Genomic DNA, 16,346 nt, shown 5'->3' on the forward strand with positions numbered 1-16,346 from the left:
GAATTTTTGCGTTTGGAATTTCCTTTTTATTTGGAATTTCTTTTTTTCTACAGTACCATTTTCTCAATTGGGCAAACTAAAATTCCTTCTGCCCCTACTTCTTTTAACTGATCGATTACATCCCAAAAAGTATCTTTATCAATAACAGAGTGAACACTACTCCAGCCTTCTTGTGCTAACGGCAAAACCGTCAAACTTCTCAAAACCGGAAGAATTTTTCCAACTGCATCAATTTTGTCATTTGGAACGTTCATTAGAATGTATTTTGAATTTCTAGCTCTTAAAACGGCTTGAATTCTGAATTTTAAAGTATCAATGTGTTTTTGGATTTCTGGAGAAACTTTTGGAGAAACGGCTAAAACAGCTTCACTTTTTAAAATCACTTCAACTTCTTTTAAGTTGTTTTTAAATAAAGTGCTCCCGCTTGAAACAATATCTACAATTGCATCTGCAAGTCCGATATTTGGCGCAATTTCTACAGAACCAGAAATTTGGTGAATATCTACGGTTAAACCGAATTGATTAAAATATTCGTTAACGGTGTTTGGATAAGAAGTTGCAATACGAAGATTAGCTAAATCTTGAACAGAATTGTATTCGAAAGTTTTTGGAACAGCAACCGAAACTTTACATTTTGAAAATCCAAGTTTTTGAACCACTTCGATGCCTTTTCCTTTTTCTACCAAAAGATTATCGCCAACGATTGCTAAGTCAACCACTCCATCAATTAAATATTGCGGAATATCTGAATTTCTAAGGTATAAAACTTCAAGAGGAAAGTTTGAAGCTTCGGCTTTTAACTGATCGATTCCGTTGTTGATTGAAATACCGCAATCTTTTAAGATTTGAATGCTGTCTTCGTTTAAACGACCAGATTTTTGAATTGCAATTTTTAAAGTACTCATTTTTTTAGTTGTTTGTTGGATTAATAGTTTGAGTACAAAGAGAGCTTGAATTAAAAAACCCGTTTGATGTACTCAAACGGGTTTTAAAATATGATGATTTACACGCATATCATTAACACATCGCTTGAGAGCAATAATGTAAATGATGATGATGTAATTGAATTGAAATCATGATTCGGTTTGTTTTTTACTTCTTTGATTCGGTTGCAAATATACTAGATAAAATAATTAAAAAGCAATTTTTATTTTAACTTAACGATAGTTTATTGTTAAAAATCGTTTTAGATAGCATTTTACTTAATGATTTTAGAATTACTTTAACGAATTGTCATATTCGTCAAAAACCAATAAAACCTTGGTTCCTTTTCCTATTTCGCTTTCAATTTTAAATTTAATCTGAAGCAGATTGGTCATTCTTTTCACAATAAATAATCCAAGTCCAGTACCTTTAATTTCGGAATGATTAAGCGAATCTGATCTGAAAAACGGATTTAAAATAGATTCTAGATCTTTCTTTGCAATTCCGATTCCATGATCTGAAACAGTGCATAGAATTTTATGATTTTCTCTTGATAATGAAATTTTAACTTTATTATCAGGTTTTGAATATTTTACCGCATTTGAAATAATATTTCGAAGAATTGTTACCGTCAAATAATTATCCGAGTAAATATAAAATTCTTCTGAGGCATCCAAAACAACATTTATTCTTCCTGATTTAATCTTCTCTGCATTCAATTTTAAAACGTCTAAAATTGCCGCATTCAAATAGACATTTTCTTTAAGAATGTTCTGTTTTTGATTCTCAAAACGAGCCATCAAAAGCAGCTGATCTACAAGTGAATTTAAATGGTCTACTTCGTTAATACAATAATTTATTTTTTCTTCGTATTCCTTACTATCACGAGGTTTGCGGATAAGTACTTCAAGTGTTCCTTTAATTACAGTAAGCGGAGTTCTTAATTCATGAGAAGCATCAGAAGTAAACTGTTTTTCACGTTCGATGGCATCTTCAATTCGGTTCAATAAATTATTAATTGTTTTAGAAAGTGTAAACAATTCGTCTCTCGTTTTTGGCAACGGAATTCTGGATTTTAAATTGTCTTTCGTAATGGCTTTCGAAGTATCTATAATATCGTTTATAGGTTTTATGCTCCTTCCCGCATAGAATCTCGCTAAGAAAAACAAAATCAATAGAATGATCGGAAATGTAATGAGCAAAGTATCCATCAGATTATCTAAAACTTTCGCCGAATCTGAAAGCGACATAGCAATGATTAAATAACCTATTTTCTTTGATTTTAAATGAAGTGGGACTTGAATCTGACGAATTTTATTGCCTAATAATTTGGTATCAAAAAGCTGAAAATGGTCTTTATTTTCGTGATAAACCAGTTTCTCATTTTTTAAATTAGGCGATTTCTCAATGATTTTTTTATTCAAATCTAAAAATTGGACAAAAACAGGATTCACATCAACAGAGTTGTGCTCTCTTTCCTCCCATTCTTCGGCATCCATAAAGATTATTTTGCCATTTTCTTCTTTAATTTCTTTAAAATGATCTTGAATTTCGGTATTTAAATTCTCATCAATGTGATTATAAACGGTAAGTTTTACAATAAAATAAATAGCAGAAAAGACCACTAAAACCAAAAGTCCTGTTCCTACAATATAATTTAATGCAATTCTATTTTTAAAAGATAATGATGTCATTTTGCTAATCATTGGCGATGTATCCAATGCCTCGGATGGTTTTTATATAATCTTCTTCAATTTTAAGGTTTAGTTTTTTTCTAATGGCATTCATAAAAACATCAATAACGCCCGTATCATACTCAAAATTGATTTCCCAAACATCTCTCAAAATTTGATTTCTAGTGCAGACTTTTCCTTTATGCTCAATCAAATACGCTAACAATTCAAATTCTCGCTGGGTAAGCGAAATTTCCTCTTCCCCTTTTAAAACAATATGCCGAGACAAATCCATCGTAATGTTTCCGAGGGTCAAGGTTTCGGTCTTTTTTTTATTTCGAAAGTGAACTTTAATTCGCTCAACTAGTTCTTCGAAACTAAAAGGCTTTTTAATATAATCGTTTGCACCCGCTTTTAAACCTTCTATAGTTTCTTGAACTGTGTCTTTTGCAGTCAAAAAAATGATTGGCGTAACTTGGTCTTTTATACGGATCGCTTTGCACAGGTCAAGACCATTAATTTTTGGCAGCATCCAATCTAAAAGAATCAAGTCAAATTTTTGCTCCTGAACCAGCTCAAAACCTTTAGAGCCATCTCCTGCAGTAGTAATTTCATAGCCTTCTTCCTGTAAGCCTTGTTTTAGAAATTGGACAATTCCTATTTCATCTTCAACTATTAAAATATGCATTACTGTATCTGATTAATTTGAATTTCATTTTTGCAATTCAAAGATAGATAATTTAGTCCTCTGAAATAAATCGAACACTCTAATAAACAAAGAAAACCAGCATCTTAAGCAAACTTTAAGTTAACGCTAAGCAAGGTAATAGCCGAACTTAATCTAGCATTAATCAATCGAAATTAATTTTGTAAAAAAATAAAACTGATGCATTTTTACAAAAAACTTTCGCCCTTTTACAATCTTGCTTTATTATACTTTATAGTAAGTTTTATATTAAGAATAGTACTGCTTTTTCATCCCATTACCCAAAGTTCATTTACTTTTACGGAGAGTTTAAAAATCTTTTCATTTGGCCTATTATCTGACTTTTTTGTATTTATTGCGGCTTCTCTCTTTCTGTGGCTGTATCTAATTTTTATTTCTAATTCAAAATACAATGCCCCTTATGGATATATTATTCTTGTGGGTTTTGTAGCACTTTTAATTTATACAGCATCTGGAAAAAGCATTTTTGATGAATATGGCGGTGCTTTACCCAAAATTGTTTTGATTTTTGTTTCACTAAAAACACTTTTGTTTTCGCTTTTTCTTTTCCTGCCTAAACATAGAGACAAAATAAGATTCTGGCTATTTGCCTTTGTGATTTTTTTATATGTTTTATTGATTCTTCAAAACGCTATAAGCGAATTTTTCTTTTGGAATGAATTTGGCGTAAAATACAATTTTATTGCTGTTAATTATCTCATTTACACCAATGAAGTTATCGGAAATATTATGCAGTCTTATCCTGTAATTCCTATATTTTCTGCTTTGTTTCTTATTACTGGAGCAATCACTTATTTTATTATCAAGAAATCAAGAAATTATATTGACGAAATTCCCAGTTTTAATGAAAAACTAAAAATTTCAGCTCTTTATGCGGTTCTTTCTATCACTTCTTTATTAACAATTCCGGGACTAGCGAAAACAGAGAATTCTAAAAATATTTTTGTTAATGAACTGCAATCTAACGGAATCTATAAATTCTATCTGGCTTTTCAGAACAACAAATTAGATTATTTTAAATTCTACAAAACAATTCCAAATGAAAAAGCTTTTGCTATTTTAAAACACGAATTGCCTTTAATTTCTGGAAAAAACACCATTAGAGAAATCAAAGAAGATTCTATTGAACAACATAAAAATGTAGTTTTAATTACCATTGAAAGCTTAAGTGCCGATTTCATGAAGATGTATGGAAACAAACAAAATATTACGCCATTTTTAGACAGCCTTGCTCAAAAAAGTTTGCTTTTTACGAATGTGTATGCCGCTGGAAACAGAACGGTGCGCGGTCTTGAAGCGGTAACTTTATGCCTTCCTCCAACAGCTGGAGAAAGTGTTGTAAAAAGAGAAGATAACAAAAATAAATTCTCAACTGGATCTGTTTTTCTTAAAAAGGGATACAATGTAAAATTCATGTATGGTGGAGATGCTTTTTTTGACAATATGCAGGATTTTTATTATGGAAACGGTTATCAGATTATTGACAAATCGAATTTTTCTGAAAATGAAATTACATTTTCTAACGTATGGGGCGTTTGTGATGAAGATATGTATAATAAAGCGATCAAAGTCATGAACAGTGAAGCCAAAGAAAACAGACCTTTCTTTAATCATATTATGACGGTTAGCAATCACAGGCCATTTACTTATCCGAACAATAAAATTGATATTCCCGGGAACATTAAATCTCGTGATGGCGGCGTAAAATATACTGATTACGCTTTGGAGCAATTCTTCAAACAGGCTGAAAAACAGTCTTGGTTTAAAAATACAGTTTTTGTAATTGTAGCCGATCATTGTGCTTCGAGCGCAGGAAAAACGGAACTTCCGTTAGACAAGTACAGAATTCCTGCGTTGATTTACACTCCAAACATAAAGCCAGAGAAATTCACAAAACTTATGTCTCAAATTGACATCATGCCAACCTTATTCGGTCTTCTTAATTTTGATTACGAAAGCAAATTCTTTGGTCAAGATGTGTTCAAATCAGATTACCAGCCACGTGCTTTTATAGCGACTTATCAGGATTTAGGTTTAATAAAAGACAATGTTTTGACGATACTTTCGCCTAAACAACAAATAAAACAGTTTCAATTAAAACTTAATAATACAATTGGAATTTCTCCTGATTTTCAAATTCATTACGATGAAATTCCGCTGAAAGCAGAAAATAAAGGTTTAGTTGATCAAACAATTTCTTATTATCAATCCGCTTCTTATGTTTTGAAAGAGAAAGAATACCAGTTTAAAAATTTAGTTGATAAGAATAAAAAATTATATGCGAACGTTCGTCATTAACATCTTTTTTTTATCGCAGAGAACGCGGAGGTTTTACGCAGAGAGCGCAAAGTTTTTTTGAGTAAATTTTATAAATAAAAAAGTTCGCGAAGCTTATAGATAAAGCTTTGCGAACTTTTATTTTATAGTTTGTCACCCTGAGCGAAGTCGAAGGGCGTTCCAATTGGCGCGTGGGCTTCGACTCCGCTCAGCCTGACAAAAACTATAAAGCACTAAACCCAGCAGGTTTAACCAGCACAGCTTTGCGAACTTATTCAAAGTAAAGACAAACACAAACTTTGAAAAATTCCTTAGCGTACTTTGCGTTAAAAAATTAACCAATAAGTGTGTCACCCTGAGCGGAGTCGAAGGGCGTTCCAATTGGCACGTGGGCTTCGACTCCGCTCAGCCTGACAAAAAGAGAAAATAAGAAATAAAAAAAAGCCTCAAATCTAAAAGATCTGAGGCTTTTATGAGTTTCAAAGTAACGTGTAACATTAAACCTGAAACTTGAAACAAATATTTAATCATTCTGATTTTTCATTCCAAATAAATCTCCTTTTTGGAACATTTTTAAATCATCCTGTAAAAATTGATAATTTCTTTGAGTTACTGCTGGTGCATCTAAATCACTCAAATCTGGTTTTCCTGCATTTACCCACGCTGTGTACCAAAAACTAGCCGTTGCAGAAATCGCTTTTCTCATTTGGCTTTCTACCATTCCGTTCAATTGTTCGTGCAGTTTTTTAGCGTATTCATCAGAGAAAACAGCTGTATTGTATTTCGTTTTCAATACATTTCCTTCCGCATCCATTTTAAATACTTTGTCTTGCGGAGTTGCAACTCTTAGTTTTTTATCGATATCCAATAAAGGCTGTGCTAAACTGTGAGTATCGTTAATCAAGTCCCAAATTGCTTTGTGAACATCTGGATAATACTGCGCCTCAGGAACATTTAATTTGTAGTTTTTAACAAATAACTCTGGCAATCTGCTTTCCCAAAGAGAATGAATTCCTTTCTGATCTGTCAATTGACCATCGTGATTTGCAGAAGTATGCAATGGCATGTGTGCATCACCAACATAATGACCTAAATCTGCAGCAAGAAATAAGATTTCAGCTTTATTTTTATCTTTGAAAGCTTTAGTCAATTTTGCCATCATGTCTTCCATGTACCAGGGAAGAATTCCATTAACACTTAAAAAATTAGCATCATATTTTTGTTTTGCTTCTTCTAAAGTTTTTGGATAACTGTCAGCAGGACCAAAATTTTCCATATCGAAATAATGTCTTGGACCTTCTTCTTTATAATTTAAAGCATACTTGCGGATATCTGGAACCGAAGCTTCTTGTGTAATAAAATCAATGTGATTGTAGAAAAATATCTGTAATTGTTTTGGTAAAGCCATTACAGCAGCTTTGTTAATACGCTCATGGCCAACATTTCCCCATGATAAAGTAATAAAGCCAATAATTAAAGCACCGAAAGCTATTAATTTTGGTCTCATTTGGATTTTTTTCATTTGTTTTTTTATTAGAGGGAGCAAATTTAGCTTTAATTAAAGAATACGCAAAAAATACGATCATTAAGATTCAACAATTTTAACTTTTATGATTTATAAGCCTAAAAATGAGAGAAGTTCATATTAACAATATTTTTCTTTGTAAGTTTGTTTCTCTAAAAATTTTAATTCTATGCGCCAGATTACCTTAAATATTTTTCTATTAATTTCTGCTTTTTGCTTTGCGCAAGAAACTGATTTAGAGCTAAAAAATGTTAGCGACACTATATTAAATCAAAAAAGAATTCTTAAAGTTTCGGATCCGTTAAACGGCGAAAAAACAATGCAAAAACTGTTTCCTGGCAATTTATATCATCTTTCTGATAAAAATACTTTCATTAGCTGGAAATGTAAATCTTGCAAGCCTTTGCCTTTCCTTGATGTAAATGGCGTAGAAGGCGATCAAATGTTTCCTTACACTGAAGGCGTCGCTACAAGACTTTTAGCAAATATTGATTATACTGATTCGAAAGGAAATCAGTTTAAAATTTTAGCTTTTAATCATTCCGTTCATGATGAAGATGGACTGCAAACTGGGCGTTTTTCTGGCGGATTATTAGGAGTAGCAAAATTCGCAAAAAATAATAATGTTTGGGAAATGAGATCTTTTCAACCTGCAGTTGCTGCTTTTGGGGCATTTGCGAGATGCCCGACTCCTAAATTAGTTGAAATTGGAGAAGATCAATATGCTTTATCACTTGTTCATGCCAATGGTGGCGCAGGCGCTCCTTACAATGGTTATTTTTATTTAATTGCCGGATTTGATGGAAAATATCAGCCTTTAATGGAAATTGACAATTATTCCCTTACCAATAGTGTTAGTTCGGAATGGTCTAGTACTTATACAGTTATTACAGATAATGGTAAAAAGTTTTTCAGAGATTTTAAAATTGTTACTAAAGGCTCGTACAAAAAGGCAAAAGGCACGGAAGATGATTTCGAAGTTGATCTACCTGTCGAACCAGAAATGGCAAAGACAAAAAAGCAGTTTAACTTTGTAATCGAGAGAAACTACTCTTTCAAAGGAAAATTTTACAAAATTATTGACAAACCAATTGTAAAATTTTCCAATTTAAAATAATATTAAGCTAAATAAAGTATTGAAATTAAAGCTAAAACGGCTATAAAAATCCAAAGAAAAACACCTTGAAGCAAGGGCTTAATCCCTACCGTTTTTAAAGTCGCAAAGTTTAAAGTCGCACCAATCAAAAATAAAGTTATCGTTAAACCGATTTTTGCAATGCCTACAATATGCGGTGCAAAAATTACTGTTGACGGAATGTATGTGTTTGCTAACATTGCAACAATAAATAAACCGATAAAATAAGGGATTTTGATTTTAGCATTTTTGCTTTTAAAGAAAAAAGCAGTTAAAATTGAAATTGGAATAATCCATAGGGCTCTCGCTAATTTTACGGTTGTAGCAACTTGCAGTGCTTCTGCTCCATATTTATTTGCCGCACCCACCACAGAACTAGTGTCATGAATGGCGATTGCGCACCATAAGCCAAAATCTTTTTGAGATAAATCTAATTGATGTCCGATAAACGGAAAAACAAATAAGGCTATTGAATTCAATATAAAAATTACTCCTAAAGCGATTGAAGTCTGATTTTCATTTGATTTGATTACAGGAGAAATAGCAGCAATGGCACTTCCTCCACAAATTGCTGTTCCGCAAGAGATTAAATGAGACGTTTTTTTCTCTGTTTTAAGCCATTTTCCTAAAAGAAATCCGAAGAGTAAAGTGCTAAAGATAGAAAAAACGGTTAAAACAAACCCTTCTTTTCCTGCTGAAACTGCGCTATTCGCATTCATTCCGAACCCTAAACCGACTACAGAAAACTGCAATAAGAAAGTGATTGCTTTATGATTGAATGCTAAAAATGGATTTCCGAAAAGATTGACAATTAAAACGCCCAGCAAAAGTGCAATTGGCGGAGAAATTATCGAAAACAAACATAAGAAAATAACAACCAGAAAAAGCACTTGCTGTAGTGTGTGATTAATTTCGAATAATTGTACTGTTGTTTGTTCTTTTGTTTTCAAAATAAAGGTATTGATATTTACCCTGCAAAGTTCTGCTGTTTATTTCGAAATCGCCAATCGTAAATTACAATTGACTATAACTTCAAGTTATAATGAGAAGCCAAATTTTGAATAAATAGTTCTGACAATGAATCTGATTTCCCTTGTAAAGTTATAATATAAAAGTACCTTTCTATAGATAATTCTTCAACATCCAAAACAATCAATTCTTTGTTTGTCAATTCTTTACTTACGGCATGAATAGACATAAAGGCAAAACAATCAGAATTTAGCAAATACGATTTTATACTTTCTGTACTTCCTAATTGCATTTCGATTTGCAGGTCGCTAAATTTCAATCCAGCTTTTTTCAATGCAAATTCTATAACCTCAAGTGTTCCAGATCCACGCTCTCGGGTAATGAATTTCATTGATCTTAAATCGTTTACTGAAATTTCATTTTGTTTTACTAACGGATTTTTACTGTTGCAGACCAAAACCAATTCGTCTTTCAAAAACGGAATGTATTTTATGGATTGATTTTTAGATTGTCCTTCTACAATTCCGATTTCAATTTCTTTATTGATTAAAGCATTTTCGATTTGTTCGGTATTTCCATTTAGCAAATTGACTTTTATGTCTTTTTGTTTTTGATGAAAACTTGCCAAAACAGGAGAAATAATATATTGTGAAATGGTTGTACTTGCTCCCAAACGCAATAAACCTTGACGATCTTTATTAAAGGAACTCATTTCAAAGTCTATTTCTCGATAAAGATCAAAAATACTTTTAGTATACTTTAAGAGAATTTTTCCTGCCGGAGTTAAAGCAATCTTAGAACCATTTCGTTCAAAAAGTTTGGTTTTATACTGTTCTTCTAATTCTTGAATATGTTTAGAAACTGCTGGCTGTGTAATATACAATTCCGTTGCCGCTTTAGTAAAATTAAGGCGGAGCGCAACGGTGTAAAATACTTTTAGCCTGAAGTCCATCTATAATAGATTTAAAAGAATATTATATTACCAAAAAAATCACCAATTATGAATTTCTTTAAATTTTTTATATTCAGATTCACTCTGCATATAAAACAACATAAAGTCATCTAATTCAATTTGAGTTTTTACATGTCCCATGTCTTTCCTAACTAATTTTATCAACTCAAAATAGGTTTTAAATTGATCAATAGATTCTCCTTTATCAATTTGCAAAGTCCATCGTGTAAACATTTTAAATATTTCATCTGGTGCGTAAAGAAACATATCCTTTTTTATATCAAATAACCTTTTTAATAATTCCTGTGGCTTCATTGCTTTACCAATTTTTTCACCTTGCGTAATATCAAAAAAAATATAAATCAACTCTGAATACAATTTATATTTCTTATCAGAAACTAAACTTTCAATAGTTTTTATTTTTTCTTTCTGATATTGTATTTTCCAAACTAAAAATGTACTTACTGTTCCGAGTATTAGTAATAATATTTCTTTATATGGAATTTCTGAATTAATTAAATTAGTCATATAATATTTTAGAAATTAAATTAAAGCAACCCATTATACTTCCTAACAAACCATTCAATTGTCAATAAAGAAGCAATCAAAATCAACAACCAAACCCAGTCTATGATTGGCGTTTTGCTTGAGATATTTTTCTCGATTGATTTGTATTCTTTGTTTTCTAAAAGATTATTGATCAAATGATCGGCTTGATCTTCAAAGAAAGCTTTTCCTCCTGTTTGCTGCGCTAATTGCTGTAGTTTAACAACATCTGGATTTACAAATTGTTTTTCGATATCAAAATCTAAAATTTCAAAATGGCTTGCGTATGAAGTATTTGAATTCAATTCTTTTACTGTAAAGTTATATTTTCCAGCTGGAAGTCCTTCTAAATTTGCTGAAAAAGAATTGCTCCCTTTTAGTAAATCGTAATTTTTGGTTTGTTTCGTAGCTACATTAACAACGCTGATTGTTAATCTGGCTTTTTCGTCAAACTCGTAATTTTTATTGAAATATTGCGCGTTGATTATAATCTCTTCTCCAGAATTGTAAAAACTTTCATGAGTTACAACCAAAGATTTTTTTGAAGCCGACGATGCTAAGTATTGGATAATTTTATCAATAAAAACATCATACTTTTCAAAAGACTGATTGTCAACATGACTTTGCAAACGCCATTTCCAGCTGTTTTCTCCTAAAAGAAAAGCGGTTCTTCTCCCTTGATTTTCGGCGAAAGCCAATAAAGGCGCATTGGTAGAAACGTTTCTGATTTTTGAAGAAAGTAAAACAGATACATTTCCGTTTGCAGTAATATTCCCAAACGGATTTTGCAAAGGGGGAAAATTCTCAAAACCAATATTATCAATTGCAAACAAATTAAAAGCGGATTGGAATTCGCTAAGAAAATCTTCTCGCTGATTGCTCATTTTGAAAACCAGATTGTTTTGCTGCTGATTTAAAAAATTGAAGTCGGTGTTGTTTCCTGTTATAATAAAGGTGTTTGTTCCTTTTAATTTATTATTGTCAAAAATAGCTTTAAAAGCAGTTGTTGGCTGATACAAAACTAAAACAGAAACATCTTGTAAGTCATTAATTTGATTAGGCTTAACTAAGATTACCTTACGTTGTGCATTAACTTCTATCGAACGTTTTAAAGCCGCAATATCTGGATGATTTATTGCCGAAACAATAGCAATTGTCGACTTCTGATCGATGATTTCTACTGCAAAGTTTTTGATATTATTGTAACTGTTTTTTTCTTTTGCAGAAGACTGAATACTTGCTTTATAAATCTGTAATCCAACTTTATCTGCTGGCAGCAATAAATTTAATGAAGCTGTTTTTTTAGAAGGCGAAAAAGATAGTTTTTCTTTTGCTACAACGGTATTTCCCTGCGAAATGGTAAATTCTGCATTTGCAGTTTTGTCTCCGGCATATTGCAGAAAAACTTCAACTGGAAATTTATTTTTATGAAAAGCGTATTTATTTACGTTTAACTGATTGATTTTTAAATCAAAAAAAGTGGTTGTATCTCCCACAACCAAAGGATAAACTTTATTGACAGGATCAAAACGATATACATAGTCGTTTCCTGTAGTTTGATTTCCGTCGGTAATAATAACCGTAGGGAAAATCAGGTTTTTATTGATGCTTTTTAGATTTTTAGCAACTTCATCTAAATTGGTCTGATTTCCTTTAAAATCAAATTTATCAGAAGTTTTAAAATCATTGTCAAATTGATAGGTTTGAATATCAAATTTTTCTTTTAAAGCAGGATTTGAAACCAATTTTTGGTACAATTCAACCGCTTTTTTATCTGACTTTAAAGCAACAATAGAACTCGAATTATCGACCACAACCGCCAAAGGTGTTTTGGTAATTTCGAGCGAGTTTTTAGAAATAATCGGATTGATCAATAAAACCAGCAGTCCGAAAATGGCTAAAAAACGTAAAAAAGCCAAAAGTATCATCACATTGGATTTACTTTTGGCTTTATAAAAATATTGAAAATACGACAAACCACCAGCAATTACTAAAGAAAGCAATAATAAAAGAATCGTGTTTGTAGTCATGTATATTTTAGTTTATTGTTTTTAATTTATAGTTTTGAGTTGCTGAACAATAAACAAAAAACCATAAACAATTAACTTATTAAGTAAGCATTCCTCCGCAAACATTAAGAACTTGTCCTGTAATGTAAGCACTCATGTCTGAAGCTAAGAAAAGACAAGCATTTGCAACGTCTTCTGGGCTTCCTCCGCGTTTCAACGGAATACCTTCTCTCCATCCTTTTACTACATCTTCGCTTAATTTTGCAGTCATTTCAGTTTCGATAAAACCTGGAGCAATTGCGTTGCAACGAATGTTACGAGAACCTAACTCAAGAGCTACAGATTTTGTAAATCCGATTGCACCTGCTTTAGACGCTGCATAATTGGTTTGACCAGCGTTTCCAGAAACTCCAACAACAGAACTAATGTTAATGATTGATCCTGCTCTTTGTTTCAAGAAAGTTTTCTGAATCGCTTTTGTCATATTAAAAACCGATTTCAAGTTTACATCAATTACTTGGTCAAAATCTGCCTCAGACATACGCATTAACAAATTGTCTTTTGTAATTCCGGCATTGTTGATTAAGATGTCAACTGTTCCAAAATCAGCTAAAACAGCATCAACAAAAGTTTGAGCTTCGTTAAAATCTGCTGCGTTAGATTGGTATCCTTTCGCTTTTACTCCTAAACTATTTAATTCTGCTTCTAAAGCTTCTGCAGATGCTGCAGATGAGCTGTATGTAAAAGCAACGTTTGCTCCATGTTTAGCAAAAACTTCTGCAATTCCTTTTCCAATTCCACGGCTTGCACCAGTAATAATTGCAACTTTTCCTTCTAGTAATTTCATATTAAGGTATTCGTTTTATTTTTTGAATTACAAATATAGATTATTTGAGCGTTTAATAAAATTTGTAATATAAAAAATGGCTTAGAATTTTCTATCCCTTAAAAAACAAAAAACAGCTCATTAAAAATGAGCTGTTTCCCCCAAAATAAAAAATAAAACTAAAAAAACCTGAATGCGATTTTCGTTGCAAGATGAAATGAGCAATACAACGATTTATAACCTTTTCACTTATTCGTCCTTTTCTTCTTCTTTATCTTCTATAATCTTTTCCATTACTATATATCCTATTGCAATTATGATGGACAAATAGAGATAATGTCTTAAATATCCATGGAAGTATTGATTTATAATAAGAAGACCAACTATCCAAAAGAAAATTACAATAAGCGACGGTGTTAATTTTTTTTAAATCATAATGCCTATAACTTTAGAAGTTGATTCAGAAATTATGCTGGATAAAAGCAACTCATTTCTGAGTTGCTGATTAATTGCATTAATTGATTATATATGCCGTCATTCTAAAACTACTAGAAGCACTTGTAAAAGTGTAAATTACATTGGTGTACTGAATTTTAAAGTTTTCTTTGTTGACATATAATCCTTTTGGATTTGTAAACTGATCATCAATTTCTTTTAAAAATGCAGGAGCGGCTATTCCACCTGCCCAAAAATCATGTGTGAGGATTATAGTTTTATTTACAGCATCTTCTGATGATTTTACAACATGATTAATAGCGGCTTTGCCTCCATTGAAATTATAACTAATATAAGTCTGATTTGCAGCTGTATTAAAATATAAATAGATACTTGCAATTGATTGGTTTGCTGGTAATGCAGCATTTGCTTTCGCTACTAAATATTTAAAATAATCGCTTGTTGTTGGAGCATTAGATAAAAAGGCAGGTAAATAACCAAAGTATTTATAAGGATTTCCTTTTCCACTTAAAAATAGTTTATAATCATCTGTAACTCTTGGTGGCGCATTTGTATATTTAACTGTTGCCGATACTCCATCTTTTCCTGTTGCAACAAAAGTATTTGCAGCACTATTATAAACAAAATCACTAAGTTTCTGCCCTTTCACTTCTAATGGAAGTTTTGAATAAGCTCCTAAAGGATTAAATGAGAAGGCAAGATCATAACTTGTATTAACAGCGGGATCTAAAGAATAACCCGTTCCAAAACGCGCACTAGGATTATAACTAAAATCATAATTTTTAGTAGTTGTGCCATCATTTATTTCTAATAATCTAAATAATGGACTGTTCATGTCTCCAGTAATAGCTTTGATAATTGGAATATTGCCCGACAAATCTGCCCAATCTTTTGGCGTAGCTTTTACAAAACGAAGAAAGTGGCTATTTCTATTTGTTCTAAAAATAATATCCCCATTCTTTTGTCCATAGTAGTAAAACTGGAAATCTCCTAAATATCCTTTCGCAAGAAGCCCTGCCGTTGGATAATTACTCGCATCAGACAAAAGATGTATTCTATTCTGAGTAGTAAAAACTAAACTCGGAGCACTTCCAACCTGCATTTCGTACTGACTTTGATATATTTTTGTGTCGATCTCACCGTCTTTACCTGTAAAGTCAGATGCCATGTCTACTTTTCCGCCTGGCAAAAATTTAAATAAATGTGTCCATCCTCCTAATTGTGTACTATCAGTATAATAAACAGCTTTCCAACCGTCTGCAGACGAAAGCAACAAATCGTTTAATTCTTTTTGACGTCCGCTTAATCGATCAGTAGCGTTTTGATCAAATTTAGCATCTATTTCAGGGCTTGAACATGATCCTAAAAGCAAAGCTGCAAAAGCGATCATTAAGCACTTATATATATATTTTACTTTCATAATATTAATTTTTATAAAATTTTATTGTCCTTAATTGTTTATTACAGCATCTGTATTTTTTTGAGCTTCATCTCTTAATGCGTAAAAGTCTATATTGAAAGAATCTTTATAATATTTAACTACCAAAGCTTCTTTTGCTTTAATATTAGCTTTTGCATTAGCATCTGTTACACTTGCTAAAATTGCATCATACTCTGCTTTTGAACTGGTTAAGATTGTTGCTGCTGTTTCTGCGAAATCTTCATATATATTTAATCTCGCATAACTAGTAATAAAACCAAGCGATCTAGAAGTCGAAATTGCTTCTACATACCAGCTAGTAGTATATCCAGATGGCGTTAATTTTGCCCAAGCTTGCTCGTCAAAAGGTTTGGTCTGGTTTAAAATGTGTACATATTCGTGCTGAATAGTGTGAATGAACTGCGTTACACTTGCTCTGCTCTTTTTGTTAAGATTATCAACTTGAAAAAGAGATACTCTTTGACCAGCTTCTGCAAGTCCAAGAGTTACAGTACCGTTTGTATTTAAGTTTACTCCTCCCACAAGTACAAATTCTCTTGGAGCAATTTTTTTAACGAAATCTGCTCCTCCGATAGTGCTATAGCTATCAATCCAGATTTTCTTTACCACTTCCATTGCTGGCTGTACTTTATCTCCTTTCGGAGGGTATAAATATCTATTTTCGTCTACCAAATTCTGGTTCCATTCGTAATAAACATTGATATTGTAAGGATTTAAGAAATTTGTGCCAATCCAATTGTCCAATTCTGTTTTTTCTGGTGTAGAAAAATCTAACTGGCTTTCTTTTGGCTGATCTTCTTGTGCACAAGATGCAAGCAATAAGGCGCCTGCAAGGACTATTGTTTTATATGTTTTGAATATCTTCATAATACTTTCTAATTAAAAA

General features: G+C 31.9%; 13 protein-coding genes. 2 read left to right on the forward strand and 11 right to left on the reverse strand.

The genetic code is table 11. From position 1 onward, the window contains the following. Positions 1 to 47: 47 nt before the first annotated feature. The 3 genes from hisG to ACWA1F_RS07415 all read right to left on the reverse strand — a co-directional run bounded on the left by hisG (position 48) and on the right by ACWA1F_RS07415 (position 3,285). Positions 48 to 905 (reverse strand): ATP phosphoribosyltransferase, encoded by an 858-nt coding sequence (gene hisG / locus ACWA1F_RS07405; RefSeq protein WP_306155188.1) that lies wholly within the window; start codon positions 903 to 905, stop codon positions 48 to 50. A gap of 312 nt (positions 906 to 1,217) precedes the next feature. Then, positions 1,218 to 2,618 (reverse strand): sensor histidine kinase, encoded by a 1,401-nt coding sequence (locus ACWA1F_RS07410; protein ID WP_456892907.1) that lies wholly within the window; start codon positions 2,616 to 2,618, stop codon positions 1,218 to 1,220. 4 nt (positions 2,619 to 2,622) lie between these two features. Further along, positions 2,623 to 3,285 (reverse strand): response regulator transcription factor, encoded by a 663-nt coding sequence (locus ACWA1F_RS07415; protein ID WP_306155191.1) that lies wholly within the window; start codon positions 3,283 to 3,285, stop codon positions 2,623 to 2,625. 198 nt (positions 3,286 to 3,483) lie between these two features. Here ACWA1F_RS07415 and ACWA1F_RS07420 point away from each other — a divergent pair, with 198 nt between their 5' ends. Further along, entirely contained in the window at positions 3,484 to 5,622 is a 2,139-nt protein-coding gene (locus tag ACWA1F_RS07420; protein ID WP_456892909.1) for an LTA synthase family protein, read from the forward strand. 502 nt (positions 5,623 to 6,124) lie between these two features. Here ACWA1F_RS07420 and ACWA1F_RS07425 read toward each other — a convergent pair. Further along, positions 6,125 to 7,123 carry a zinc dependent phospholipase C family protein gene (locus tag ACWA1F_RS07425; protein WP_306155193.1) on the reverse strand — a complete coding sequence of 333 codons (999 nt, stop codon included), beginning with the start codon at positions 7,121 to 7,123 and terminating at the stop codon, positions 6,125 to 6,127. A 172-nt stretch (positions 7,124 to 7,295) separates the two neighbouring features. Here ACWA1F_RS07425 and ACWA1F_RS07430 point away from each other — a divergent pair, with 172 nt between their 5' ends. Beyond that, the gene (locus ACWA1F_RS07430) at positions 7,296 to 8,243 is read left to right on the forward strand and encodes a hypothetical protein (RefSeq protein WP_456892911.1); all 948 of its coding nucleotides are present in this window, start codon (positions 7,296 to 7,298) and stop codon (positions 8,241 to 8,243) included. Between the two features lie 2 nt (positions 8,244 to 8,245). On the opposite strand, the gene ACWA1F_RS07435 is transcribed toward ACWA1F_RS07430, so the two are convergent. The 7 genes from ACWA1F_RS07435 to ACWA1F_RS07465 all read right to left on the reverse strand — a co-directional run bounded on the left by ACWA1F_RS07435 (position 8,246) and on the right by ACWA1F_RS07465 (position 16,327). Further along, entirely contained in the window at positions 8,246 to 9,211 is a 966-nt protein-coding gene (locus ACWA1F_RS07435) for a YeiH family protein (protein ID WP_456892913.1), read from the reverse strand. Positions 9,212 to 9,285: 74 nt separating this feature from the next. Continuing rightward, positions 9,286 to 10,182 (reverse strand): LysR family transcriptional regulator, encoded by an 897-nt coding sequence (locus ACWA1F_RS07440; RefSeq protein ID WP_456892915.1) that lies wholly within the window; start codon positions 10,180 to 10,182, stop codon positions 9,286 to 9,288. Positions 10,183 to 10,221: 39 nt separating this feature from the next. After that, complete coding sequence (locus ACWA1F_RS07445) at positions 10,222 to 10,710, reverse strand: hypothetical protein (protein WP_456892917.1); 489 nt, start codon at positions 10,708 to 10,710, stop codon at positions 10,222 to 10,224. Positions 10,711 to 10,730: 20 nt separating this feature from the next. After that, positions 10,731 to 12,758, reverse strand: coding sequence for a hypothetical protein (locus ACWA1F_RS07450; protein WP_456892919.1), 2,028 nt, complete (start codon positions 12,756 to 12,758; stop codon positions 10,731 to 10,733). 79 nt (positions 12,759 to 12,837) lie between these two features. Further along, a complete protein-coding gene (fabG, locus tag ACWA1F_RS07455; protein WP_456892921.1) occupies positions 12,838 to 13,584 on the reverse strand; it encodes a 3-oxoacyl-[acyl-carrier-protein] reductase in 747 nt (248 codons plus the stop codon). Between the two features lie 493 nt (positions 13,585 to 14,077). After that, entirely contained in the window at positions 14,078 to 15,439 is a 1,362-nt protein-coding gene (locus ACWA1F_RS07460) for a DUF4302 domain-containing protein (protein ID WP_456892923.1), read from the reverse strand. Between the two features lie 30 nt (positions 15,440 to 15,469). After that, positions 15,470 to 16,327 (reverse strand): zinc-binding metallopeptidase, encoded by an 858-nt coding sequence (locus ACWA1F_RS07465; RefSeq protein ID WP_456892925.1) that lies wholly within the window; start codon positions 16,325 to 16,327, stop codon positions 15,470 to 15,472. Positions 16,328 to 16,346: the final 19 nt, after the last annotated feature.

This window comes from Flavobacterium erigeronis, assembly GCF_054075165.1.

Excerpts from the sequence above, each read along its gene's own strand:
- hisG (WP_306155188.1), bottom strand. The coding sequence starts at position 905 with ATGAGTACTTTAAAAATTGCAATTCAAAAATCTGGTCGTTTAAACGAA.
- ACWA1F_RS07410 (WP_456892907.1), bottom strand. The coding sequence starts at position 2,618 with ATGACATCATTATCTTTTAAAAATAGAATTGCATTAAATTATATTGTA.
- ACWA1F_RS07415 (WP_306155191.1), bottom strand. The coding sequence starts at position 3,285 with ATGCATATTTTAATAGTTGAAGATGAAATAGGAATTGTCCAATTTCTA.
- ACWA1F_RS07420 (WP_456892909.1), top strand. The coding sequence starts at position 3,484 with ATGCATTTTTACAAAAAACTTTCGCCCTTTTACAATCTTGCTTTATTA.
- ACWA1F_RS07425 (WP_306155193.1), bottom strand. The coding sequence starts at position 7,123 with ATGAAAAAAATCCAAATGAGACCAAAATTAATAGCTTTCGGTGCTTTA.
- ACWA1F_RS07430 (WP_456892911.1), top strand. The coding sequence starts at position 7,296 with ATGCGCCAGATTACCTTAAATATTTTTCTATTAATTTCTGCTTTTTGC.
- ACWA1F_RS07440 (WP_456892915.1), bottom strand. The coding sequence starts at position 10,182 with ATGGACTTCAGGCTAAAAGTATTTTACACCGTTGCGCTCCGCCTTAAT.
- ACWA1F_RS07445 (WP_456892917.1), bottom strand. The coding sequence starts at position 10,710 with ATGACTAATTTAATTAATTCAGAAATTCCATATAAAGAAATATTATTA.
- ACWA1F_RS07450 (WP_456892919.1), bottom strand. The coding sequence starts at position 12,758 with ATGACTACAAACACGATTCTTTTATTATTGCTTTCTTTAGTAATTGCT.
- fabG (WP_456892921.1), bottom strand. The coding sequence starts at position 13,584 with ATGAAATTACTAGAAGGAAAAGTTGCAATTATTACTGGTGCAAGCCGT.
- ACWA1F_RS07460 (WP_456892923.1), bottom strand. The coding sequence starts at position 15,439 with ATGAAAGTAAAATATATATATAAGTGCTTAATGATCGCTTTTGCAGCT.
- ACWA1F_RS07465 (WP_456892925.1), bottom strand. The coding sequence starts at position 16,327 with ATGAAGATATTCAAAACATATAAAACAATAGTCCTTGCAGGCGCCTTA.